Source organism: Roseomonas sp. F4 (assembly GCF_053891155.1).
In genome coordinates this window covers 1,417,621-1,439,350 of sequence record NZ_JBSSHK010000001.1, presented here as the reverse complement: position 1 = coordinate 1,439,350, position 21,730 = coordinate 1,417,621, and the positions used below count along the sequence as shown (strand labels likewise).

22 protein-coding genes are annotated in these 21,730 nt (G+C 69.7%); 16 read left to right on the top strand and 6 right to left on the bottom strand.

Going from position 1 to position 21,730, the window contains the following annotated elements; translation table 11 throughout:
* The first annotated feature begins 9 nt into the window (after positions 1 to 9).
* From ACVFYP_RS07010 to ACVFYP_RS06995, 4 genes are read left to right on the top strand one after another with little or no spacing between them, the layout of a single operon-like run.
* Positions 10 to 933: a branched-chain amino acid ABC transporter permease gene (locus ACVFYP_RS07010; protein ID WP_499199407.1), complete on the top strand. Its 924-nt coding sequence runs from the start codon at positions 10 to 12 to the stop codon at positions 931 to 933.
* Positions 933 to 1,880: a branched-chain amino acid ABC transporter permease gene (locus ACVFYP_RS07005; RefSeq protein WP_499199406.1), complete on the top strand. Its 948-nt coding sequence runs from the start codon at positions 933 to 935 to the stop codon at positions 1,878 to 1,880. Before ACVFYP_RS07010 ends, ACVFYP_RS07005 begins: the two co-directional genes overlap by 1 nt.
* Positions 1,873 to 2,646: an ABC transporter ATP-binding protein gene (locus ACVFYP_RS07000; protein ID WP_499199405.1), complete on the top strand. Its 774-nt coding sequence runs from the start codon at positions 1,873 to 1,875 to the stop codon at positions 2,644 to 2,646. The genes ACVFYP_RS07005 and ACVFYP_RS07000 overlap by 8 nt, the downstream gene beginning before the upstream one ends.
* Positions 2,640 to 3,356 carry an ABC transporter ATP-binding protein gene (locus ACVFYP_RS06995; RefSeq protein ID WP_499199404.1) on the top strand — a complete coding sequence of 239 codons (717 nt, stop codon included), beginning with the start codon at positions 2,640 to 2,642 and terminating at the stop codon, positions 3,354 to 3,356. Before ACVFYP_RS07000 ends, ACVFYP_RS06995 begins: the two co-directional genes overlap by 7 nt.
* Here ACVFYP_RS06995 and ACVFYP_RS06990 read toward each other — a convergent pair whose 3' ends face one another.
* Complete coding sequence (locus ACVFYP_RS06990) at positions 3,357 to 4,256, bottom strand: LysR family transcriptional regulator (RefSeq protein ID WP_499199403.1); 900 nt, start codon at positions 4,254 to 4,256, stop codon at positions 3,357 to 3,359.
* A 129-nt stretch (positions 4,257 to 4,385) separates the two neighbouring features.
* Between ACVFYP_RS06990 and ACVFYP_RS06985 the strand changes: the two genes are divergently transcribed.
* The gene (locus ACVFYP_RS06985) at positions 4,386 to 4,709 is read left to right on the top strand and encodes a hypothetical protein (RefSeq protein WP_499199402.1); all 324 of its coding nucleotides are present in this window, start codon (positions 4,386 to 4,388) and stop codon (positions 4,707 to 4,709) included.
* 24 nt (positions 4,710 to 4,733) lie between these two features.
* On the opposite strand, the gene ACVFYP_RS06980 is transcribed toward ACVFYP_RS06985, so the two are convergent.
* Entirely contained in the window at positions 4,734 to 7,052 is a 2,319-nt protein-coding gene (locus tag ACVFYP_RS06980; RefSeq protein WP_499199401.1) for a bifunctional salicylyl-CoA 5-hydroxylase/oxidoreductase, read from the bottom strand.
* Between the two features lie 112 nt (positions 7,053 to 7,164).
* Between ACVFYP_RS06980 and ACVFYP_RS06975 the strand changes: the two genes are divergently transcribed.
* The 8 genes from ACVFYP_RS06975 (at position 7,165) to ACVFYP_RS06940 (ending at position 15,293) form a co-directional block, all read left to right on the top strand.
* Positions 7,165 to 7,899 carry an SDR family NAD(P)-dependent oxidoreductase gene (locus ACVFYP_RS06975; RefSeq protein ID WP_499199400.1) on the top strand — a complete coding sequence of 245 codons (735 nt, stop codon included), beginning with the start codon at positions 7,165 to 7,167 and terminating at the stop codon, positions 7,897 to 7,899.
* Positions 7,896 to 8,417, top strand: a complete 522-nt coding sequence (locus ACVFYP_RS06970; RefSeq protein WP_499199399.1) for a MarR family winged helix-turn-helix transcriptional regulator — start codon at positions 7,896 to 7,898, stop codon at positions 8,415 to 8,417. The genes ACVFYP_RS06975 and ACVFYP_RS06970 overlap by 4 nt, the downstream gene beginning before the upstream one ends.
* Positions 8,414 to 9,241 (top strand): enoyl-CoA hydratase family protein, encoded by an 828-nt coding sequence (locus ACVFYP_RS06965; RefSeq protein ID WP_499199398.1) that lies wholly within the window; start codon positions 8,414 to 8,416, stop codon positions 9,239 to 9,241. Before ACVFYP_RS06970 ends, ACVFYP_RS06965 begins: the two co-directional genes overlap by 4 nt.
* Positions 9,241 to 10,404 carry an acyl-CoA dehydrogenase family protein gene (locus ACVFYP_RS06960; protein ID WP_499199397.1) on the top strand — a complete coding sequence of 388 codons (1,164 nt, stop codon included), beginning with the start codon at positions 9,241 to 9,243 and terminating at the stop codon, positions 10,402 to 10,404. Before ACVFYP_RS06965 ends, ACVFYP_RS06960 begins: the two co-directional genes overlap by 1 nt.
* Positions 10,405 to 10,420: 16 nt before the next feature.
* The gene (locus tag ACVFYP_RS06955; protein ID WP_499199396.1) at positions 10,421 to 12,016 is read left to right on the top strand and encodes an AMP-binding protein; all 1,596 of its coding nucleotides are present in this window, start codon (positions 10,421 to 10,423) and stop codon (positions 12,014 to 12,016) included.
* A complete protein-coding gene (locus ACVFYP_RS06950; RefSeq protein ID WP_499199395.1) occupies positions 12,013 to 12,471 on the top strand; it encodes an acyl-CoA thioesterase in 459 nt (152 codons plus the stop codon). Before ACVFYP_RS06955 ends, ACVFYP_RS06950 begins: the two co-directional genes overlap by 4 nt.
* On the top strand, positions 12,468 to 12,872 hold the full coding sequence (locus tag ACVFYP_RS06945) for a RidA family protein (protein ID WP_499199394.1): 405 nt from the start codon (positions 12,468 to 12,470) through the stop codon (positions 12,870 to 12,872). The genes ACVFYP_RS06950 and ACVFYP_RS06945 overlap by 4 nt, the downstream gene beginning before the upstream one ends.
* Before the next feature lie 117 nt (positions 12,873 to 12,989).
* The gene (locus tag ACVFYP_RS06940; protein ID WP_499199393.1) at positions 12,990 to 15,293 is read left to right on the top strand and encodes an ATP-binding protein; all 2,304 of its coding nucleotides are present in this window, start codon (positions 12,990 to 12,992) and stop codon (positions 15,291 to 15,293) included.
* Here ACVFYP_RS06940 and ACVFYP_RS06935 read toward each other — a convergent pair.
* Complete coding sequence (locus ACVFYP_RS06935; RefSeq protein WP_499199392.1) at positions 15,287 to 15,904, bottom strand: MSMEG_1061 family FMN-dependent PPOX-type flavoprotein; 618 nt, start codon at positions 15,902 to 15,904, stop codon at positions 15,287 to 15,289. The genes ACVFYP_RS06940 and ACVFYP_RS06935 overlap by 7 nt on opposite strands.
* Positions 15,905 to 15,917: 13 nt before the next feature.
* Positions 15,918 to 17,531 carry a thiamine pyrophosphate-binding protein gene (locus ACVFYP_RS06930; RefSeq protein WP_499199391.1) on the bottom strand — a complete coding sequence of 538 codons (1,614 nt, stop codon included), beginning with the start codon at positions 17,529 to 17,531 and terminating at the stop codon, positions 15,918 to 15,920.
* Between the two features lie 148 nt (positions 17,532 to 17,679).
* Between ACVFYP_RS06930 and ACVFYP_RS06925 the strand changes: the two genes are divergently transcribed.
* The 3 genes from ACVFYP_RS06925 to chrA all read left to right on the top strand — a co-directional run bounded on the left by ACVFYP_RS06925 (position 17,680) and on the right by chrA (position 19,947).
* Positions 17,680 to 18,411: a sulfite exporter TauE/SafE family protein gene (locus ACVFYP_RS06925; RefSeq protein WP_499199390.1), complete on the top strand. Its 732-nt coding sequence runs from the start codon at positions 17,680 to 17,682 to the stop codon at positions 18,409 to 18,411.
* A gap of 13 nt (positions 18,412 to 18,424) precedes the next feature.
* The gene (locus ACVFYP_RS06920; RefSeq protein WP_499199389.1) at positions 18,425 to 18,559 is read left to right on the top strand and encodes a hypothetical protein; all 135 of its coding nucleotides are present in this window, start codon (positions 18,425 to 18,427) and stop codon (positions 18,557 to 18,559) included.
* 65 nt (positions 18,560 to 18,624) lie between these two features.
* Positions 18,625 to 19,947 (top strand): chromate efflux transporter, encoded by a 1,323-nt coding sequence (gene chrA, locus ACVFYP_RS06915; protein ID WP_499199388.1) that lies wholly within the window; start codon positions 18,625 to 18,627, stop codon positions 19,945 to 19,947.
* Here the strand turns inward: chrA and ACVFYP_RS06910 are convergent.
* Together ACVFYP_RS06910 and ACVFYP_RS06905 are read right to left on the bottom strand one after the other, a co-directional pair.
* Complete coding sequence (locus ACVFYP_RS06910; protein WP_499199387.1) at positions 19,904 to 20,545, bottom strand: histidine phosphatase family protein; 642 nt, start codon at positions 20,543 to 20,545, stop codon at positions 19,904 to 19,906. The genes chrA and ACVFYP_RS06910 overlap by 44 nt on opposite strands.
* Positions 20,545 to 21,663, bottom strand: a complete 1,119-nt coding sequence (locus ACVFYP_RS06905) for a Kelch repeat-containing protein (RefSeq protein WP_499199386.1) — start codon at positions 21,661 to 21,663, stop codon at positions 20,545 to 20,547. Before ACVFYP_RS06905 ends, ACVFYP_RS06910 begins: the two co-directional genes overlap by 1 nt.
* Positions 21,664 to 21,730: the final 67 nt, after the last annotated feature.

Here is a 21,730-nt window from a genome sequence, read left to right as displayed (position 1 = left end):
CGGCGCGGGATGTCGCTGACACTGCTGCTCGTCCAGGGCCTGAACGGGCTGCAACTCGGCATCCTGCTGTTCCTCATCGCGGCAGGGCTGACACTGGTCTTCGGGGTGATGGATTTCATCAACCTCGCCCATGGCGTGCAGTACATGCTCGGCGCCTATTTCGCCGCGCATTTCGCCGCCGCCACGGGCAGCTTCTGGCTGGCCCTGCTGCTGGCCCTGCCGGCGACCTTGCTGGTGGGGCTGGTGCTGGAATTCCTGGTGTTCCGGCATCTGTACGACCGCGACCACATGGCCCAGGTGCTGGCCACCTTCGGCGTCATCCTGATCCTGAACGACGGCGTGCGCTGGATCTTCGGTTCCGCGCCCTTGCAGGTGCCGATGCCGCAGGCGCTGACAGGCGGCTTTCCGATCATGGATGGGCTGCTCTATCCGCATTATCGGCTCGCCATCATCGCCGGTGGCCTCGCCACGGCGGGGCTGCTGTGGTGGCTGGTGGAGCGCACCAAGGTCGGCATGCTGATCCGCGCCGGCGCCACCAATGCGCCGATGGTCGCCGCCCTCGGCGTCGATATCCGCCGGCTGTTCATGGTGGTCTTCGGCTTCGGCGCCATGCTGGCGGGCTTCGCCGGGGTGATGGCGGCGCCGATCCTCTCGGTCGAGCCGGGCATGGGCGACAACCTGCTGATCCTCGCCTTCGTCGTCATCGTCATCGGCGGCATCGGCTCCGTGCGTGGCGCCTTCCTGGCCGCGCTGCTGGTGGGGCTGGTGGAGACGCTGGGGCGGTCGCTGATGCCGGATGTGATGCGGCTGTTCCTCGACCCCAGCGCCGCGCGGCAGGTGGGCGCGGCGCTCGCTTCCATGCTCGTCTATATCGCCATGGCGGCGATCCTCGCCTTGCGGCCCGCGGGCCTGTTCCCGGTGCGGACCGCCTGATGCAGCGCTGGAAACAGGAAGTGCCGGCCGTGCTGCTGCTGGCTGGCCTCGGGCTTGCGCCCTTCATCGGCTTCGGCGAGGGCTATGTCCTGACGCTGCTGGCGCGCGCCATGATCCTCGCCATGGCCGCCGTGTCACTGTCCTTCATCGTCGGCGGCGCGGGGCTGGTCTCGCTCGGCCATGCGGCGATGCTGGGCTTTGGCGCCTATGCGGTGGTGATCCTCGATGACCTGCGGATCGTCGAGGCGATGGTGGTGGTGCCCGCGGCCATGCTGGCCGCCGCGGGCTTCGCGCTGGTGACGGGGGCGGTCGCCATCCGCACCAGCGGTGTCCACTTCATCATGATCACGCTGGCCTTCGGCCAGATGGCCTATTTCACCGCCACCTCCCTCTCCGGCTATGGCGGCGACGATGGCTACACGCTCTATGCGCGCAGCGAGGTGAATGGCACGCGCATCCTGGCGGACCGGCTGAGCTTCCATTTCATCTGCCTCGGCGCGCTGACGCTGACCTGGCTGTTCTGCCGCATGCTGCTGGCATCCCGCTTCGGCCGCGTGCTGCGCGCGGTGCGCGGCAATCCGATGCGGGCACGGGCGCTGGGCTTCTCGCCCTATCCCTACCGGCTGGTGGCCTATGTCATCGCCGGCGCCTTCGGCGGCGCGGCGGGGTTCCTGTTTGCCAATGCGACGGAATTCGTCGCGCCCGCCTATATCTCCTGGCAACGCTCCGGCGAGTTGCTGTTCATGGTGATCCTCGGCGGCATTTCCGGGCTGCATGGCGCGCTTCTCGGCGCGCTGGGCTTCGTGCTGCTGGAGGAGTGGCTGTCCCATCAATGGGAGCATTGGCGCATCGCCTTCGGCGTGCTGCTGATCCTCGCCGTGCTGTTCCTGCCGAACGGCCTCGCCGGCATCCCCAACCAGGTCGCGCGGATGTTGCGCCGTGGCTGACGCGATGCTTTCCCTCCGCGGCCTGCGCAAGAATTTCGGCGGGCTGGCGGTGACGGACGACGTCACGCTGGATGTGGCGCCCGGCGAGATCCACGCCATCATCGGCCCCAACGGCGCCGGCAAGACCACGCTGATCAACGAAATCAGCGGTGTGCTGCCGCTGGATGCGGGCCAGATTCTGTTCGATGGCCGCGACGTCACGCGCCTGCCGCTGCACCGCCGCGCCCGGCTGGGCCTGGCGCGGTCCTTCCAGATCACCTCCATCATCCCGGAGTTTTCCGCGCTGGAGAACACGGCGCTGGCCGTACAGGCGGGCGATGGCAGTTCCTTCCGCTTCTTCCGCCCCGCCGGCAGCGAGGCGCGGCTGAATGCGGCGGCGATGGCGGCGCTCGATTCCGTGGGCCTCGCCCATCGCGCGGCAACGCCCGCGGGCGCGATGAGCCATGGCGAGAAGCGACAGTTGGAACTGGCCATCGCGCTGGCCACCCAGCCGCGCCTGCTGCTGCTGGACGAGCCACTGGCCGGCGCGGGGCCGGAGGAGACGGAGCGGCTGATCGGCATCCTGCGATCCTTCCGCGGCCGCTACACCATCATGCTGGTGGAACACGACATGCAGGCGGTCTTCGCCTTGGCCGATCGCATTTCCGTCCTGGTCTATGGCCGGCTGATCGCGACCGGCGGGCCGGAGCTGATCCGCCAGAACCCGGCGGTCCGCGCCGCCTATCTCGGCGAGGACGACATTCCCCTGAGTGGCGCGCCATGCTGAAGCTGGAGCAGCTCGCCGCCGGCTATGGCGGCAGCCAAGTGCTGTTCGGCATGGATCTCGCCATCGGCACGGGTCAGGTGGTGGCGCTGCTTGGCCGGAATGGCATGGGCAAGACCACCACGATCCGCGCGCTGATGGGCCTGCTGCCCAGCGTCGGCGGCCGCATCTGGGGTGGGCAGGTGGTGCTGGATGGGCGCGACGTGGCGGGGCTGCCGGCGCATCGCGTGGCGCGCCAAGGCCTCGGCCTGGTGCCCGAAGGTCGCCAGGTGTTTCCGACCCTGACGGTGGAGGAAAACCTGCTCGCCACCGCCGCCAATCGCAGTGGTGGCACGGCGCGATGGACGCTGGAGGCGGTCTACGCCTTCTTCCCCCGCCTGCGCGAACGCCGCCGCAACCCGGGCGCCAAGCTGTCCGGCGGCGAGCAGCAGATGGTCGCGATCGGCCGCGCGCTGATGACCAATCCGCGCCTGCTCATACTGGATGAGGCGACGGAGGGCCTGGCACCGCTGATCCGCGCCGAGATCTGGTCGGTGCTGGCGCAGTTGAAGGCAGAGGGCCAGGCGATCCTGGTGATCGACAAGAACCTCGCCGCCGTCTCCCGCCTCGCGGACCGGCATGTGGTGATCGAGAAGGGCCGCACGGTCTGGACCGGCAGCAGCGCGGAGCTGGCAGCCTCGCCGGAGGTGCGGGACAGCTACCTTCAGGTCTGATCAGCGCCCGCCAAATTCCTCCGGCAGCACCGCCGCCAGATGGTCGAAGACCGCGCGGAAGCGACGGCCCTGGCGGACATCGGCATGGGCGACCAGCCAGACGGCCTGCTTCGGCGCGAATTCGGTCACCAGCAACCGCCGCAATTGCTCCGACCGGGCGCCACGCCGAACCTGCATGATTCCGATGCCGATGCCCGCGCGCACCGCCGCATGCTGGCCGATCATGCTGTCGGAGCGGAAGACGAAGCGCCAATCCTCGACGGGCAGCTTCAGGCGCTCCGCCACGCGCCGGGCGAAGGTGTCGCGGTCGAAGCCCACCATGCGGTGGCGCGACAGGTCGGCCAGGGTCTCCGGTTCGCCATATCGCGTGAGATAATCCTCCGCCGCGAAAATACCGAGTTCCAGCGTGCCAACCTGGCGGGCGATCAGTTCCGGCTGGTCCGGGCGGGTGAAGCGGATAGCGATATCGGCGTCGCGGCGCAGGAGATTCTCGATCTGGCTGCTCGCCAGCATTTCGATCGTGATAGCGGGATGCGCATCCAAAAAGGGCCGTAGCAGTTCCGGCAGACGCTCCGCGCCAAAGGCCTCGCTGGTGGTGATACGCACCTTGCCGCTCGGCGCGTCCAGCCTGCCCGTCATGGCGGCGGCAAGGGCCTGGACGGACTGCTCCAGCGTCGCCACGTGGTCGAACAGCGCCGTGGCACGATCGGTCGGGCGCAGGCCCTGCGGCGTGCGGTCGAACAGGGCCTCCCCCACCGCCTCCTCCAACGCCCGGATCTGGCGACCCACGGTGGGCTGGGTGAGCTTCAGTTTCAGCGCGGCGGCCGAGAGGCTGCCGCTTTGCATAACCGTGACGAAGGCCTGCAACAGGCTCCAATCCAGATGACCGGGGGTGGTCATGCCCCCATGCATCCGCGCATGCCCGGCGAACGACAATGGGCAATCCCGCGCGGCGCGGCGCGGCGGCATCTTCCCGTCACCGGCAGCGACATCGGGTCGACTGCCTCACAGACTGGAAAGATCGCAGAGATGACCACCACAATCCGCAACCTCCTCGCCGCCACCGCCCTGCTGGCCGGCCTGTCCGCCCAGGGCGCCTTCGCCCAGGACATGTACCCCCGCACCATCGGCTCCGGCGAGAGCGCCGAGATCGTCTACGGCCCGGGCCCGCAGGGCAATATCCTTGGTGGCGGCGCCGTCGCCCTGCGCCAAGTGACCGGCGATGAGGCCGTCGTGACCTATCTGGACAACAGCTTCGTGCAGACCGCGCCGGCCGGCCGCGTGCCGGCGGTGTTCAGCCAGGGCGAGAACAGCCTGCGCGTCGAGCTGCCGGCCCCTGCCCAGCGTGGCTGAGGCCCGACATGAAGCGGGCGGCCGCTACTCCGCCGCCCGCTTCAGCGCCGCCACCGGCGCATGGCTTTTCGGCCGCGACTTCAGCTTCATCTCCCGCAGCTCCGCCTGATTCTTGGCCGCGTTGCGCAGCGCCGCATCCTGGCCCCAGCGATACTGCGGCGGGCAGGCCACATCTCGCACGCCGTATTGCGCGGCGGCATGCAGGGTGAAGAACGGGTCCGTCAGATGCGGCCGCCCGAGCGCCACCAGGTCCGCGCGACCCGCGGCGACGATGGTGTTCACCTGATCCGCGGTGGTGATATTGCCGACGCACATCACGGCAATGCCGGCCTCGTTCCGGATCATATCCGCCCAGGGTAGTTGGAACATGCGGCCATAGACCGGGCTGGCATCGGCCACCGTCTGGCCCGTGGAGACATCCACCAGATCGACGCCAGCGGCGACGAAGGCGCGCGCGATCTCCAGACACTCCGCATCAGTGAGCCCGCCCTCCGCCCAGTCGGTGGCGGAGATGCGCACCGACATCGGCTTCTCCGCCGGCCAGACCGCGCGCAGCGCCGCGAAAACCTCCAGCGGATAGCGCAGGCGGTTCTTCAGGCTGCCGCCATAGTCATCGCTGCGCTGATTGGTCAGCGGCGAGAGAAAACTCGCGAGCAGATAGCCGTGGGCGCAATGCAGCTCCAGCATGTCGAAGCCGCAGTCCAGGCCGCGCTGCGCGGCGGCGACGAATTCCGCCGTCACCGCCTCCATCTCGTCCCGCGTCATTTCGCGCGGCACCTGGCTGTGGCGGTAATAGGGGATGGGGCTGGCGGAGATGATCGGCCAGGCGCCGGCTTCCAGCGGCTGGTCCATGCCTTCCCACATCAGCTTGGTCGCACCCTTGCGCCCGGCATGGCCCAGTTGCAGGCAGACCTTGGCAGCCGACGTCGTGTGGACCAGGGAGACGATGCGGGTCCAGGCCTCCTGCTGCGCGTCGTTCCAGAGGCCGGCGCAGCCGGGGGTGATGCGCGCTTCGGCGGAGACGCAGGTCATCTCCGTGAAGACCAGCCCGGCGCCGCCCATGGCCCGTGCCCCGTAATGGGCCAGATGGAAATCGCCCGGCACGCCATTCACCGCCGAATACATGCACATGGGCGAGACGACGACGCGGTTCGCTACCTTCATGTCGCGCAGGCGGAAGGGCTGAAACATCGGCGGCTTCCGGGGGTCGCCGCCCGCCTCGTCGGCCACCGCCTGTTGCGTCTCGGCCACGAAGCCCGGCGCGCGCAGCGCCAGATTGTCCCAGGTGATCGCCTTGCTGCGCGTCATCACCCCGAAGGCGAAGCGGTCGGGGGAAAAATCCCAAAAGCGCTTCACATGCTCGAACCAGACGAGCGAGACATTGGCGGCGTGCTGGGTCTTCTCCACATCCTCCCGCCGCCCCGTCTCGAAGGCATGAAGGGCGGAGGCAATGTCGCCATGGGCCAGGAAAGCCTGGTGCAAGGCGATGGAATCCTCCATGGCCAGCTTGGTGCCGGAGCCGATGGAGAAATGCGCGCTGGCCTTGGCATCGCCCAGCAGCACGACATTCCCGCGCACCCAGCGGGCGCATTTGATGGTGGGGAAGCGGCGCCACTGGCTGCGATTGGTGATCAGGCGATGGCCCTGCAGTTCCTCGGCGAAGATGCCTTCGAGGAAGGCGGCGCTGGCCGCCTCATCCATGCTGTCCAGCCCCGCTTTCGCGAACGTCTCGGGGTCCGTCTCCAGAACCCAGGTGCTGGCGCCCGGTTCATACTGGTAGCAATGGGCGATGAAGATGCCGTGCGGCGTTTCCTTGAAGAAGAAGGTAAAGGCGTCGAAGGGCCTTGTGCTGCCCATCCAAGCGAAGCGGTTGGGACGGAGGTCGACCTCCGGCTGGAAATGCTCGGCGAAGCGTTCGCGGATCGGGGAATTGATGCCATCGGCGGCGACGATCAGATCGGCATCCGGGAAATCCTCCGGCGTGGCCTCCCGCCGGAATTCCAGTTCCACACCCAGCGCGCGGGCGCGCTCAGCGAGCAGCATCAGCAGGGTACGGCGGGAACAGCCGCAAAAACCGTTGCCGCCGACGCGGTGTTCCTGGCCTTTGGCGACAATGGCGATGTCATCCCAATAGGCGAAGCTCTCAGTGATGGCGCGGTAGCTGGGCTCGTCCGCCTTCTGGAAGGCATCGAGCGTGGCGTCGCTGAACACAACGCCGAAGCCGAAGGTGTCCTGCGCCTGGTTGCGCTCCACCACCGTGATGCGCGAATCGGGAAAATCCCGCTTCATCAGGATCGCGAAATACAGGCCCGCCGGGCCACCACCGATCACCGCGATGCGCATAGGCGCCTCCTGGTCGCTTCTTCGAGATAGTTTAGGCTTCAAGCATCCAGGCTTCAACCGGATGTTGCATGGCGCCGCGCAGATGTTTTAGGCTTCAAGCATCGGAGGCGGGATGCAGGCAGGATCACTCCAGGGCAGGACGGCACTCGTCACCGGCGGCGGCAGCGGCATCGGTGCCGCCTGCGCCGCGACGCTGACGGCAGCCGGGGCCAGGGTGACGGTGCTGGGACGGCGGGAGGCGCCGTTGCGGGCGCAGGTCGCGGCAGGTTCGGCGGCGGATGTCATTGTCGCCGATATCAACGCCCTGCCCGCGCTGCCCCCCTTCGACCTGCTGGTGCATGCCGCCGGTGTGGCGGAAAGCGCGCCCTTCCTGAAATCCGATGCGGCGCTATTCGAACGGCTGTGGCGCGTGAACGTGCTCGGCGCGGTCTCCGTCACCCAGGCGCTGCTGCCGGGCATGCTGTCCCAGGGCTTCGGGCGGGTGGTGATGATCGCCTCCACGGCCGCGCTGAAGGGCTACCCCTATGTCACGGCCTATGCGGCATCGAAGCATGGGCTGCTTGGCCTGGTGCGGTCCCTGGCGCAGGAGGTGGCGGCCAAGGGAGTCACCGTGAACGCCATCTGCCCCGGCTTCACCGAGACCGACATCGTGGCGGAGAGCATCGCCCGAATCATGGAAAAGACCGGCCGCGACGAGGCCGCCGCCCGTGCCGAACTGGCGAAGCACAATCCGCAACGCCGCCTGGTGCAGCCGGCGGAAGTCGCGGCCGCCGTGCTCGCGCTGTGCGGGCCGGCGAGCGGCGCCATCAACGGCCAGGCCATCGCGGTGGATGGGGGCGAGACATGACGCCGGATGACAGCCTGCCGCCGCTGGTCGATGCCGAGACGGCGCTGGCCCATGCCCCGCCTGGGCATAAGGACGAGCTACGCCTCTGGCTGCGGCTGCTGACCTGCACCACGATGATCGAGGGCGAAATCCGCAGCCGGCTGCGGCGCGACTTCGACACCACCCTGCCCCGCTTCGACCTGCTGGCCGCGCTGGACCGCGTGCCGGCCGGACTGACGCTGGGCGAAGTGTCGCGTCGCATGATGGTCAGCAACGGCAATGTCACCGGCCTCGCCGCGCGGCTGGAGGTGGAGGGGTTGGTCGAACGCCGCGCCCGCCCCGGCGATCGCCGCGCGCAGTTGCTACGCCTGACGCCCAAGGGCCGCCGCGAATTCACCCGCCAATCCGCCGCCCATGAGAGTTGGATCGCGGAGCTTCTGGCCGGCGTGACGGAAGTGGAGCGCGGGGCGCTGTTCCGCCTGCTCGGCCATACCAAGATCTCGGTCCGCAACGCCCTGCCGCCGGAGCCCGCCGCATGATCCACGCCATTTCCGGCCGCCTTTCCGACTACGCCGCGCAGCACGTGAAGCTGGAGGTGGCGGGCCAGGTCGCGACGCTCACCCTGGACCGGCCGGAGCGCAAGAACCCGCTGACCTTCGACAGCTATGCGGAGCTGACAGCGATCTTTCGGGCCGCGGTGCATGACGATGCGGTGCGCGCCTTCGTCGTGACCGGCGCGGGTGGCAATTTCTGCTCGGGCGGCGATGTGCACGAAATCATCGGGCCGCTGCTGGATCGTGACACCAAGGGGCTGATGGCCTTCACGGCGATGACCGGCGACCTGGTGAAGGCGATGCGCGCCTGCCCGCAGCCGATCGTCTCGGCGGTGGACGGCATCTGCGCCGGTGCGGGCGCGATCATCGCGATGGCATCGGACCTGCGGCTCGGCACGGCGCGGACCAAGGTCGCCTTCCTGTTCAACCGCGTCGGCCTCGCCGGCTGCGACATGGGCGCCTGCGCCATCCTGCCGCGCATCATCGGCCAGGGGCGCGCGAGCGAGCTGTTGTATCTCGGTCGCTCGCTCGGCGGGGATGAAGGCCTGGCCTGGGGATTCTTCAATGCGCTGCATGCGCCGGAAGGCGTGCTGGATGCGGCGGCGGAGATGGCGCGCGGCATTGCGGAGGGGCCGGCCTTCGCCCATGCCATGACCAAGCGCATGCTCGCCATGGAATGGGCCATGTCCATCGAACAGGCGATCGAGGCCGAGGCGGTGGCCCAGGCGCTGTGCATGACCACGCAGGATTTCCGGCGCGCCTTCGATGCCTTCGTGGCGAAGCAGCGCCCTGTGTTCAAGGGCGACTGATGGCCGACACCTCCTTCCTCGACTGGCCCTTCTTCGAGCCCCGTCACCGTGACTGGGCCGCGGAGGTGGAGGCCTGGGCCGCGCAGCACGCCGAGGCGCTGTCCGATGAGCACGACGCCGATGCCAGCGTTATCCGCTTGGCGCGTGCGATGGGCGATGCCGGGCTGCTGCGCGTGCCCTGCCCCGCGGATGGGGTGCTGGATGTGCGGGCGCTGTGCATCGCACGCGACATCCTGGCGCGGCATAGCGGGCTGGCGGATTTCGCCTTTGCCATGCAGGGCCTCGGCACCGGGCCAGTGACCCTGTTCGGCGGCGCGGCGCAGCGGGACCGCGTTCTGTCCGGCGCGCGGGCCGGCAGGGCGCTCGCCGCCTTCGCACTCAGCGAGCCGGAGGCTGGCAGCGATGTCTCGGCATTGGCCCTGACTGCGACGCCGGATGGCAACGGTCATTACCGACTGAATGGCCAAAAGACCTGGATCAGCAATGGCGGCATTGCGGCCAGCTACGTGGTCTTCGCCCGCACCGGGGAAGCGCCCGGCGCCAAGGGACTTTCCGCCTTTCTCGTGCCTGCCGATGCGCCTGGCCTGACGGTCGCGGAGCGCATCGAGGTGACGGCGCCGCACCCCCTCGCCCGCCTCGATTTCGCCGATGTGCGTGTCTCGGCCGAGGACCTGCTGGGCAAGCCGGGCGAGGGCTTCAAAGTGGCGATGTCCACCCTCGACGTCTTCCGCGCCACCGTCGGCGCCGCAGCGCTGGGCTTCGCCCGCCGCGCGCTCGACATGACCGTTGCGCACGCTAATTCGCGAAAGATCTTCGGCGGCACGCTGTTCGACCAGCAGATGTCGCAGGCCGCCATCGCCGACAGCGCGACCGATGTCGAGGCCTCCGCCTTGCTGGTCTATCGCGCCGCCTGGCTGAAGGATTCCGGCACACCGCGCGTGACGCGCGAAGCCTCCATGGCCAAGCTGCACGCCACAGAAGCCGCACAGCGCTGTGCCGACCGCAATGTACAGATCCATGGCGGGATCGGCGTCACCAAGGGCCACAAGGCCGAGGAATTGTACCGGGAGGTTCGGGCGCTTCGCGTTTACGAAGGCGCCTCCGAGATTCAGCGCGTGGTCATTGCGCGATCTGAACGCCAGCTTCGCACGTCACTCGGTTAGAACGAGGATGGACGAAATGCATGACAGCTTCTGCCAAGACCGGCTTCCCCCGCGCGACCAATGGCCGGAATTTCTGCTGGACCGACCGGAATTTCAGTACCCGCCGCGCTTCAACTGCGCGGTGGAGCTGCTGGATCGCAATGTCGAACGCGGCCGTGGCGACCACCCGGCGCTGGTGACACCGGCGGAGACGCTGACCTACGCCCAGCTCGCCGATCGCGTCGACCGCATCGCCCGCGTGCTGGTCGAGCGTCTCGGTCTGGTGCCCGGCAACCGCGTGCTGCTGCGCAGCGCCAACAATGCCTGGATGGTCGCCGCCTACTTTGCCGTCCTGAAGGCCGGCGGCGTGGTGGTTGCCAGCATGCCGCTGCTGCGCGCCAAGGAACTGTCCCAGATGCTGCGCAAGGCGCGCATCACGCATGCGCTCTGCGATGCGCGGCTCGCCGATGAACTGCGCAAGGCGGATGGCCCGGACCTGCGCCACCTCGTCACCTGGGGCGACGGCGTGCTGGAAGGCATGGTCGAACAGGCCGAGCCAGGCTTCCCTGCCTATGACAGCGCCGCCGACGACATCTGCCTCATCGGCTTCACCAGCGGCAGCACCGGGGAGCCCAAGGGCACGCTGCACTTCCATCGCGACATGCTGGCAATCTGCGACGGCTACGCGATGCAGGTTCTGAAGCCGGAGCCGACCGACATCTTCATCGGCTCCCCGCCCTTGGCCTTCACCTTCGGCCTTGGCGGGCTGGTGCTGTTTCCCTTCCGCGTCGGCGCCTCCGCCGTGCTGCTGGAACGCGCGCCGCCGGAGGAGCTGCCCGCCGCCATCGCGCGCGACCGCGCCACGGTCTGCTTCACCGCCCCCACCGCCTATCGCGTCATGGCCGGCCTCGCCGGGCAGCACGACCTGTCGTCGCTGCGCAAATGCGTCTCGGCCGGTGAAACCCTGCCGAAGCCGGTCTTCGACTCCTGGCTTGCCGCCACGGGCCTGAAGCTGATGGACGGCATCGGCGCCACCGAGATGCTGCACATCTTCATCAGCGCCGCGGAGGACCAGATCGTGCCCGGCGCCACCGGGCTGCCCGTGCCCGGCTACCTCGCCCGCGTGGTGGATGACCAGGGCACCGAAGTCCCGCCCGGCACGCCGGGGCGCCTTGCCGTGAAGGGCCCGACCGGCTGCCGCTATCTCGACGATCCGCGTCAGGCGCAGTACGTGCAGAATGGCTGGAACATCACCGGCGATACCTACATCCAGGATGCAGATGGCTATTTCTGGTACCAGGCGCGGAACGACGACATGATCGTCTCCGCCGGCTACAACATCGCGGGGCCGGAGGTGGAGGCGGCGCTGCTCGCACATCCCGCCGTCGCCGAATGCGGCGTGGTCGCCGCGCCAGATGCCGAACGTGGCATGGTGGTGCGCGCCTATGTCGTGGCGAAGCCGGGCTTTGCCGCGGATGCCGTGCTCACCAAGGCCTTGCAGGACCATGTGAAGGCGGAAATCGCGCCCTACAAATACCCGCGCAGCGTGGTCTTCGTCGAAGCCCTGCCGCGCACCGAAACCGGCAAGCTGCAACGCTTCGCCTTGCGCCAACAAGCGGAGTCCGGTGGATGAGCCGCCCAACACCCATCCCTTTCTCCAGCCTGCCGCCGGCGGCCTTCCATGCCACCCAGCGCGTGCGCTTCGGCGATTGCGACCCGGCCGGCATCGTCTTCTTCCCGACCTGGTTCGCCATGGCCAATGGCGCCATCGAAGATTTCTTCGAATCCGAGCTCGCCATCGATTTCCACGCGCTGCACGCCACGCGCCGCATCGGCACCGGCTTCGCCCATGCCGAGGCGGATTTCTTCGCCCCCGGCCTGATGGGTGACCGGGTCACGCTGACGCCGCTGCTCGCGCGCATCGGTGGTGCCTCCTACACCGTCACCATGCATGTGCATCGGGGGGAGGAGGAGTTGCTGCGCATGCATCTGATCACCGCCACCACCGATCTCGATGCCCGTCGCGCCGTGCCGATCCCCGGCGATCTGCGCGCGGCGCTCACCGCCTATCAGGGTCGCTGCGCATGAGTGGCGCGCCGCTGACCGCGCTGCAGCCGCCCGGCTGGCCCGCGCCGCGCGGCTATGCCAACGGCATGATGGGGCGCGGCCGCATCGTGCTGGTAGGCGGGCAGATCGGCTGGGATGCGCAGGGCGTCTTCGCCGAGGGCTTCGTCGACCAGGTGAAGCAGGCGCTGGCCAATATCCTCGCCGTGCTGAAGGAAGCCGGCGCCGGGCCGGAACATATCGGCCGCCTGACCTGGTATGTGGTGGACATCGCCGAGTACCGCGCCAGCCTCGCAGCCCTCGGCCCCGCCTATCGCGCCGTGATGGGCCGCAACTTCCCGGCCATGGCGCTGGTGCAGGTGGTGGCGCTGGTCGAGCCGGAGGCCCGCGTCGAGATCGAGGCCACCGCCATCCTGCCGGACTGACACCCGCCGGCCTGTCTCGTCGCGCGTCGTTCTTCGCGGTATATTAACTTGTGCGACAAGCGCTCTGCGACGCAACATGCGCGCCGGGCTGCATTCAGGGTTTGGGCTGACGATGGCGTGGATGATGTGAGCCTGGACCACTATCGCCGTATGGCGGGCACGCTTGACAGCCTCCACATCGCGCTTTGCCTGTTCGACAATGACGACCGCGCCCTGCTCTGGAACCGCAGCTTTCTCCGGCTGTTTCCTGAGCATCGGGGTCATGTCACGGCCGGCGAGCATTACTCGGAAAATCTGCGCCGCTTCTATGCCACGCGGCTGAGCCCCGCGGAGATGGGCAGTGTAGAGCAGTGCGTGGCGGAGGGCATCGCCCGCCACCGCGCGCAGACCCAGCCCTTCATCTTCGAACACCATGGTCAATGGGTCCGTGTCGCGGCCGATATCGTGCCGGGGATCGGCCGGGTGCGTATCTGGACCCCGATCGAAGCCCCCAGGCCGGAGGGCGTTTCGGTCGGAGCGCGGGGCGCGCTGCTGCCGGAGCTCATGCCTTTCGCCGCCGAAGACGGCGATGGCGCGACCATCGCGGGGACGGACGGGCGAATCCTCTCGGCCAATGCGGGCTTCCTCGGCTTCTTCGGCCTGGCCGGACTGGACCAGGCCGTGGGCCGGACGCTGGCGGAGATTCTGGCAGGGCGATGGGCTGGCCGGGCTGACACGCCTGCCGCGGCGGAGTCCCGCATGCAGACGCTGGCGGAAGGCGAGCGCTTCACCGGCGCGCCCTTCGAGCTGGCCTTGCCCGGTGACCGGTGGCTGCGCGTTCTTCAGCAGCGGACGCCGGATGGCAAAACGTTCAGCACCTATGCCGACATCTCCGCCGCCAAGCGGATGCAACGCGATCTGGACCAGGCACGACAGGCGGCGGAGGCGGCGAGCCGCGCCAAGGATGGCTTTTTGACCACCGTGAGTCATGAGCTGCGAACGCCCATGAATGGCATCCTGGGCATGCTCGACATCCTCGATGACGGGCGATTGGCGACCGATCAGCGGGAACGGGTCAATCTTGCCCGACAATCGGCCGAAGCGCTGCTGGGTCTGCTGGACGACATCCTCGCTTTCTCCCGGCTCGAAGCCGGCCACACCATCATGGAACGCGCGCCCGCCAGCCCTGCGGCGATCCTCGGGGAAGTGACCCGGCTGTTGCAGCCGCGTGCGGTCGCCAAGGGCCTGGCGCTGCATTGGGCGCTGGACGCGGATGTGCCGGCAATGCTGCTGTGCGACCCGCTGCGGCTGCGCCAGATCCTGTTCAACCTGATCGGCAATGCGGTGAAGTTCACCGAGCGTGGCGCCATCAGCGTGAGCGGGCGCCGCGGCGCGGATGCCGCCGAAGGGCAGTTCCTGCTGGAATTCGCAGTGCAGGACAGCGGCATCGGCATTCCTGTCGCGATGCACGCGGCGATCTTCGATCCCTTCGTCCAGGCCCATGACGGCATCGCCCGGCGTTTTGGTGGCACCGGCCTGGGCCTCGCGATCTGTCGGCGGCTGGTGCAGGCCATGGGCGGGACCATCTGCGTGGAGAGTGAGGAGGGGCAGGGCAGCGCCTTCCGCTTCTCCATCGCCTGCACGGCGCACAAGGCGCAGGCCGCCTCGCACAGCCCGCCCGCTGCCAGCCAGTCCGGACCGGGGGTCCTGCCCCGGCGTGTGCTGATCGTGGACGACCATCCCACAAACCGGGAAGTCGCCCGGCTGTTGCTGCAACGCCTCGGCATGGCCGCCACGGCCGTGGCCGGCGGCGGGGAGGCATTGGAAGCCGGCCGCGAGGCCTTCGACCTGATCCTGATGGATCTCGAGATGCCGGAGATGGATGGCTACGCGGCCACACGGGCGATTCGCGCCAGCCGCCTGCCGGTCGCCACCGCGCCCATCATCGCCTTGACGGCGCATGCCGGGGGGCAGCACCGGGCGCGTTGCCTGGAGGCCGGGATGCAGGGCTTCGTCTCCAAGCCGATCCGCATCGACCAACTCTCGGCCGCGATCGCGGAGGCGCTGGCCGGCGCCCCCACGCAGCCGCCCCCGCCCGAGCCCCAGCCACCCAAATCGGCCCTGCTGAACGACGGCGCGGCGGCGCTCGCATCACAGATAAGCGCCGCCGATTGGCGGGAGATCCTGACGGAATTCGAGCGCCAGTTCCGCGCCGACCTGGCGGAGCTGGCCGCGCTGGGGGAGGCCGGGGGCCATCGCAAGGTGGCGCATCGCATGAAGGGCGTGGCGTGGAATCTGGGCGCCCAGCAACTGGGCAACATCGCCGCCTCGCTGGAACACCTGCCCGGCCCCGACATCAAGCCCCAGCTGCCGGAGCTGGAGCGGGTGCTGCACGCCACCCTCGGCGCGCTGCACCCCCTCGGGACGTCAGCGCCTCAGTAGAGGTTCGCCGCCAGCCGCGCCGGCCCTTCACGGTCGTAGCTGTCGCCATCGAAGGCGCCGGCGGTGGCGGATTTCAGGAACTGGCCGGCGGTCGGCACCCCCGCCGGGCGCGGCGTGGCGCCCCATAGCCCGGAACGCATCAAAGCGCGGGCGCATTGGAAGTAGACTTCCTCGACGCGAATGCGCAGCACCGTCGCGGGCTCCCTGCCCCGCTCCGCCAGCGCGGCGCACAGCGCGGGATCGGTGGTGATGCTGGCCTGGCCAGCCACGCGCAGCGTCTCCCCCACGCCCGGAATCAGGAACAGCAGCGCCACCTGCGGATCGGCGATGATGTCGCGCAGCGCGTCCAGCCGGTTGTTGCCGCGCCGGTCGGGCATCGCCACCTCCGTGCCCGACAGCACGCGGACGAAGCCGGGCGCGTCGCCGCGCGGCGTGCCGTGCACGGCGCCATCGGCGCCGCGGGTGGACAGGATGCAGAAGGGGCTCCGGGCGATGAAGTCGCGGCTCGGCACGTCGATGTCGCGCCGCACCTTCAGCAGTGAATTGGCATTCACCTCGCCATACAGCGCCTCCAGCGCCGCCAGGCTGGTGACCGCATGCGGATCCTGCATCGCCCAATCCTCTCTATCGGCGCAGCGTCGGCGCCGGCTGTCCGTCCAGCACCACATTGACCACGGTCGGACGCCCGCTGGCAAAGGCGCGCGAAAGGGCCGGCGCCAATTCGGCGGCCTGCGTCACATTTTCCCCATGCCCACCCAGCGCCGTGGCGATCAGGTCGTAGCGCGTGCCAGGGGCGAGTTCGCAGCCATGGGCGCGGTTGGCGCCGTAGTCGCGAATCTGGATCTGGTGCTCGGCATTCCAGCGGCTGTCATTGCCGACCACGGCGACGAAGGGCAGGCCGTGCCGCGCGGCGGTGTCCAGCTCCGCCATGTGGAAGCCGAAGCTGCCATCGCCCATCAGCGCCAGGGTCGGCCGAGCCAAAGCGGCGCGGGCGCCGATGGCGAAGGGAATGCCGACGCCGATCGCCCCGGCCACGCCGTTCACGATGCGCGTTTCCGCCCGCACCATGGCCATGCCCCATTGGCCGATCTCGCCGCCATCGCAGACGAAGGTCGCACCGTGTTCCGCCACCGCCGCATTCACCGCATGGCCCAGCGTGGCGGAGCGGATGGGCCCCGCAGGCGCGCCGGCCAGCGCGGCCCATTCCGCCGGCCGCCAATCCACCGCCTGCCGCACCCGCTCCGCCCAGCCGGATTGCGCCGCGACGGGCCGCATCACCCCGGCCAGTGCCGCCACCGACTCCGCCGCATCGGCCACGGCCGCGAAGACCAGCCGGTCGCCCACCAGCCGCTGCGCCCGCGCGACGATATCGCCCTCCGGCTCCAGCACGATCCAGCGGCAGGTGGCCGGGGCAGCGCGGCCGAATTTCAGGGTGAAGTCCAGCGGCTTGCCGAGCAGCACGATCAGATCGGCCTCCGCCAGCACCTCCGGAAAGGCGCCCAGCGAGGGATCGGCCAGGCCGCGCGGGGATTGCATCGGCACCACCGGCAGCCCGCTCGCCGCGGCCAGCGCCGCCTGCGCCCGAAAGCCCGTCGGCGTGCAGAGCGCCGGCGGCGCGATCAGCAGCGGCCGCGCCGCCGCCGCCACTGCCTGGGCCACCAGCAGCGCGCTGCCGGCGCCCAGCGGCATCGGGCGGCGGGCGAAGGCGATGGCCGCCGGCACATCGGCCGCCTCCACCTCCGCTTCCAGCACATCGGTGGGCAGGCTGACATGCACCGGGCCGGGGCGACCGCCCAGCGCGGTGGCGAAGGCGCGCGCCATGTCGCCGGCCAGGCCCTGCGCCGTCTGCGCGGTCCAGGACGCCTTGCTGATCGGTGCGGCAAGTGCCGCCTGCGGCACTTCCTGGAAGGCGCCATTGCCGAGGTCGGCGAGCGGCGCATGGCCCGACAGCAGCAGCACCGGCACCTCTCCGGCCAGGGCGGAACAGAGCGCGGCGGTGGCATTGGCATGGCCCTGCCCGCCGGTCACCAGCGCCACGCCGACCTGGCCGGTCAGCCGGGCATAGGCATCGGCCATATGCACCGCCGCGGCTTCCTGCCGGGTGTGGACGATCTCGATGCCGGAGCCGACCAGCGCGTCGAACACCTCCATGATGTGGTTGCCGGACAGGGTGAAGATCCGCGTCACCCCGGCGGCCTTGAGCCCCCGCACCAGAACATCCGCACCGCGCAGCGCCATCGTTTCATGCTCCCGATCTTGCGGCGACAGGACCATGCGCGGCGCGGCCGCACAAGCTGGGGAGGATGGGGCGACACAACCTGGGGTAGCTGGCGCCTGGCGCGGGAGTGCGGTTCTGTCGTCACACACGGAACAACCGGAAACGTCGATGCCGACTGACTACCTGATCCTGCTTGGGGGCTGCTTCGTCGCGGCCTTCGCCTCGGGCCTCGCCGGCTTTGCCTTCAACCTGGTGGCGGCCGGAATCCTGTTCCACTGGCTGCCGCCGCAGGAAACGGCGCCGGTTCTGGTGGTGGGGTCGCTGCTGATCCAGCTCGGCACGCTCGGCGCCATCTGGCCCTCCGTGCGCTGGCAGGTGCTGAAACCCTATGTGATCGGCGGGTTGTTGGGCACGCCGCTGGGCGTGGTGGTGCTGGCGGAAGTGGATGCCGGTGCGATCATCGCCGGCGTCGGGCTGCTGCTGGCGGCCTATGCCGTCTGGGCCTTCTACGGCCTGTACCGCAGGCACCCGCCGCAGCCGCTGCGCGCCGGGCCGGGCGCGGATGCCGGGGTGGGTTTTGTCAGCGGAGTCCTCGGCGGCATTGGCGGCTTTTCGGGCGCCCTGCCGGCGATGTGGGGCGACCTCAAGGGGCTTCGGAAGGATGAGGCGCGGGCCATTTTCCAGCCCTTCATCGTCGTCATGCAGATGGCCGCCGCCATCGCCCTGCTGTTCGGGGGCTTCTTCGACCGCGAATCGGCGCGCATGCTGCTGGTGGCGCTGCCGGCACTGCTGCTGGGCGCCTGGCTCGGCGTGATGGCCTATCGCCGCATTCCGACGGAGACGTTTCGGCTGGTGCTGCTGGGGCTGCTTCTGGCCTCCGGCGTGTCGCTGCTGCTGTGAGGGGGTGTCGCCGATGGATCGCCTGATCCTGCTGCTGGCGCTGCTGATCCTGGCCGGAAGCCAGCCGGCCCTGGCCCAACCCGTCGCCTCTCCGCCGGCGGAGGATTGCGGCTGCGGCGTGCCCGCCTCCCCCCGCGGGCCGCGCTGAGGGCGCTTCCAAGGCAAGGCGAGGGATGCAAGACAGGGGCGCCCTGGCACGAGGAGCCGCCCCGCATGGACCACCCCGCCTTCCCAAGCTTCCGCGAGGCCCTGAAGGTGTGGTGGCGGATCGGCCTGCTGTCCTTCGGCGGGCCGGCCGCCCAGATCGCGGTGATGCACCGGGAGGTGGTGGAACGGCGCGCCTGGATTTCCGATGCGCGATTCCTGCACGCGCTGAACTTCTGCATGCTGCTGCCGGGGCCGGAGGCGCAGCAGCTGGCCACCTATCTCGGCTGGCTGATGCACGGCGTGCGCGGCGGGCTGGCCGCGGGGCTGCTGTTCGTCCTGCCCGGCGCGGCGGTGATGCTGGCGCTGTCCATCCTCTACGTCACGCTCGGCACCGTGCCGCTGGTGGCGGCGCTGTTCTTCGGGTTGAAATGCGCGGTGCTGGTGGTGGTGGTGGAGGCGCTGCTGCGGGTGGCGCGGCGTGCGCTGAAGGGCGCCCTGCCCTGGCTTCTGGCCGGGCTGGCCTTCCTCGCCCTTTTCGCCTTCGACCTGCCCTTTCCGGTGGTGGTGCTGAGCGCCGCGCTGGCCGGCTTCCTGCTGCCGGACGCTTTCGGTGGAGGCGGCCATGGCGCGGCGCAGCCGGGTCCGCCGGCCCTGCTGGATGCGGCGATCCTGGCCGATCCGGGCCGCATCCCCCGCATGGCGCGGCAGGCGCGCACCGCCGGGCTGTTGGCCCTGGTGCTCTGGGTCTGGCCGGTCGCCATGCTGCTCGGCAGCACGCCCTGGGGGGATATCGCCTGGTTCTTCTCCAAGCTCGCGGTGGTCACCTTCGGCGGCGCCTATGCCGTGCTGGCCTATGTGGCGCAGGAGGCGGTGGAGGGCTACGGCTGGCTCACCGCCGCCGACATGCTGGCCGGGCTCGGCCTGGCGGAGACCACGCCCGGGCCGCTGATCCTGGTGCTGCAATTCGTGGGCTTTCTGGGCGGCCATGCCGCGCTGGGGATCTGGGGCGGGGTGCTGGCCTCGCTGCTCGCGCTCTGGGTCACCTTCACGCCCTGCTTCGCCTGGATTTTTCTCGGCGCGCCCTTTGTCGAACGGCTGCATGCCGAGCCGCGGCTGAAGGCGGCGCTGGCCGGGGTGACCGCGGCCGTGGTGGGCGTGATCGCCAATCTGGCGCTGTGGTTCGGCCTTCGGGTGCTGTTCGCGCGGGTGGAGAACGTTTCGGCCGGGCCGATGCGCATCGGCGTGCCTGTACTGGACAGCCTCAACACCGATGCGCTGCTGCTGAGCGCCCTGGCTGCGGCCTGCCTGTTCGGGCTGAAGCTTGGCCTGCTGCGCACGCTGGGACTCACCGCGGCGGCGGGGTTCCTGATGCGGGCGATGATGGGGTGAGTTCCGCCAGCGTTTCGGCGGAGAGGATGCCGAGCAGCCGGCCGCCGGCGGCGAAGACCGCCAGCGCCCCTTCCGGGTACTCCGCCTGCGAAAGCCCCCGGCCGAGCATCATGCCGAGCGGCACGATATGTCCCACCAGCACATCCACCGCATCCGGTGCGGAGGGCTGGCCGCTGCGGGTCCGCAGCCAGGCGATGTTGCGGGCCAGCAGCGCCGGGTCCGGCGTGTAGTCATCCGCCGTCAGCCGGGGCTCCACCAGGGCGCGCGCGCCGAAGGCCAGCTCCGCCGTGTCGCGTGCCCGGAAGACCGGGCTGGTCAGCACCTCCCCCAGCCGCAGCCCAAGCGCAGCGAAGGACTGGCCAAGGCGCCGCGACTGCGCGCGCCCGGCCTCCGACAGGTTGCGCTGTCCGGCGCGATCATCCAGGCGGCCGGTATCCGCCTGGCCGCGATCGGTGATGCCATGGCGCAGCACGACGACGACACCCCCGGCGCGCAGCGCGGCCAGCAGCGCCGCCGCCTCGCCGCCCTGGGCGGTCGCCGCGAGGCTGGGCGGCGCCAGCAGCCATGCCGGCGCGCCCAGGAGGGATCGGCGCCGCATCAGCCGAGGGTGAAGGCCTCATGCACGGCGGTCTTGATGCCGCCGCCCACCACCGGCCCGCCGCCGGCCACATAGATGAAGTCGCCGATGGTCACGGCGCCCATACCATGGCGCGGCGTCGGCATCGGGGCGTGGTGCTGCCAGGTGTCGGTCACCGGGTCGTAGCTTTCCATCTGGCCATGCACCCTGCCGGTCAGCACCCGGTTGTCGAACCAGCCGGATTCGCCGCCCATAGCGAAGAAGCGGCCGCGATACAGCACCAGGCCGTGGCCGGACCGCGGCGTCGGCAACGGCGCGCGTTCCACCCAGTTGTCCTGGGCCGGCAGGTACACGTGATGCAGGCCGGTATTGTATTCGAAGGTGTTGAAGCGGCCGCCGATGATGTGGATGACGCCGTCATGCGCCAGCACGCCGGCATGGTCGCGGGCGCCGGGCAGCGCCTTGCGCATCTCCCACTTGTCGGCCTGCGGGTCGTAGACCTCATGCCAACCGACCGAGGCGCGTTCCCGCTCCGGCTCCGAGGCGCCGCCGATATGGTGGATCTTGCCGTCGATGACCGCCAAAGCGCCGGCGCCGCGCGGGCGCGGCATGGGGGCCAAGGTGTCCCAGCGATCCGCCGCGACGTCATAGGCGAAGGCCAGCGTGTCGGCGCCGCGATTCTGGTTGCTGAAGCCGCCGAAGGCATAGACCCGGCCGGCATGGGCGACGACGCCCACATGGTTGGCGCCGCGCGGCAGGCGGGCGGCTTCCTTCCAGCTATCGGTCGCGGGGTCGTAGATGTGGTGCCAGGTGTTGTTCACCTGCTGCTCGGCATAGCCGCCGACGACATGCAGCTTGCCGGCCCATTCGGCCGCCCAGGCCATTTCCGTGCGCGGCAGCGGCAGCGGCGCGCGCTGTACCCAGCGGCCCGGCGTACCGGCCGGGGCGGGGCTGTCCACGAAGCGTTGGGCATATTGCGCGGGGCTCAGCGTGACCGGCCCATCGCCGCGCAGCGGCGCCATCCGATCCGGCGGGATCACAAGTCCATGATGCGGTGCGGGTGCCGCCTGCTGCGCCGAGGCCGCCTTCGCCCCGCCCAGCAGTGCCATGGCGCCGCCCAGAACCCGTCGTCGTTCCATCACCCTCTCCATCCCAGACGGAATCCCACATGGGAGGATACCGCGACACCGAAAGGTATCGGCAGAG

Bases quoted from the DNA above. Each gene is read 5' to 3' on its own strand.
- ACVFYP_RS07010 (WP_499199407.1), top strand. From the start codon at position 10: ATGTCGCTGACACTGCTGCTCGTCCAGGGCCTGAACGGGCTGCAACTC.
- ACVFYP_RS07005 (WP_499199406.1), top strand. From the start codon at position 933: ATGCAGCGCTGGAAACAGGAAGTGCCGGCCGTGCTGCTGCTGGCTGGC.
- ACVFYP_RS06995 (WP_499199404.1), top strand. From the start codon at position 2,640: ATGCTGAAGCTGGAGCAGCTCGCCGCCGGCTATGGCGGCAGCCAAGTG.
- ACVFYP_RS06990 (WP_499199403.1), bottom strand. From the start codon at position 4,256: ATGACCACCCCCGGTCATCTGGATTGGAGCCTGTTGCAGGCCTTCGTC.
- ACVFYP_RS06985 (WP_499199402.1), top strand. From the start codon at position 4,386: ATGACCACCACAATCCGCAACCTCCTCGCCGCCACCGCCCTGCTGGCC.
- ACVFYP_RS06980 (WP_499199401.1), bottom strand. From the start codon at position 7,052: ATGCGCATCGCGGTGATCGGTGGTGGCCCGGCGGGCCTGTATTTCGCG.
- ACVFYP_RS06975 (WP_499199400.1), top strand. From the start codon at position 7,165: ATGCAGGCAGGATCACTCCAGGGCAGGACGGCACTCGTCACCGGCGGC.
- ACVFYP_RS06970 (WP_499199399.1), top strand. From the start codon at position 7,896: ATGACGCCGGATGACAGCCTGCCGCCGCTGGTCGATGCCGAGACGGCG.
- ACVFYP_RS06965 (WP_499199398.1), top strand. From the start codon at position 8,414: ATGATCCACGCCATTTCCGGCCGCCTTTCCGACTACGCCGCGCAGCAC.
- ACVFYP_RS06960 (WP_499199397.1), top strand. From the start codon at position 9,241: ATGGCCGACACCTCCTTCCTCGACTGGCCCTTCTTCGAGCCCCGTCAC.
- ACVFYP_RS06955 (WP_499199396.1), top strand. From the start codon at position 10,421: ATGCATGACAGCTTCTGCCAAGACCGGCTTCCCCCGCGCGACCAATGG.
- ACVFYP_RS06950 (WP_499199395.1), top strand. From the start codon at position 12,013: ATGAGCCGCCCAACACCCATCCCTTTCTCCAGCCTGCCGCCGGCGGCC.
- ACVFYP_RS06945 (WP_499199394.1), top strand. From the start codon at position 12,468: ATGAGTGGCGCGCCGCTGACCGCGCTGCAGCCGCCCGGCTGGCCCGCG.
- ACVFYP_RS06935 (WP_499199392.1), bottom strand. From the start codon at position 15,904: ATGCAGGATCCGCATGCGGTCACCAGCCTGGCGGCGCTGGAGGCGCTG.
- ACVFYP_RS06930 (WP_499199391.1), bottom strand. From the start codon at position 17,531: ATGGCGCTGCGCGGTGCGGATGTTCTGGTGCGGGGGCTCAAGGCCGCC.
- ACVFYP_RS06925 (WP_499199390.1), top strand. From the start codon at position 17,680: ATGCCGACTGACTACCTGATCCTGCTTGGGGGCTGCTTCGTCGCGGCC.
- ACVFYP_RS06920 (WP_499199389.1), top strand. From the start codon at position 18,425: ATGGATCGCCTGATCCTGCTGCTGGCGCTGCTGATCCTGGCCGGAAGC.
- chrA (WP_499199388.1), top strand. From the start codon at position 18,625: ATGGACCACCCCGCCTTCCCAAGCTTCCGCGAGGCCCTGAAGGTGTGG.
- ACVFYP_RS06910 (WP_499199387.1), bottom strand. From the start codon at position 20,545: ATGCGGCGCCGATCCCTCCTGGGCGCGCCGGCATGGCTGCTGGCGCCG.
- ACVFYP_RS06905 (WP_499199386.1), bottom strand. From the start codon at position 21,663: ATGGAACGACGACGGGTTCTGGGCGGCGCCATGGCACTGCTGGGCGGG.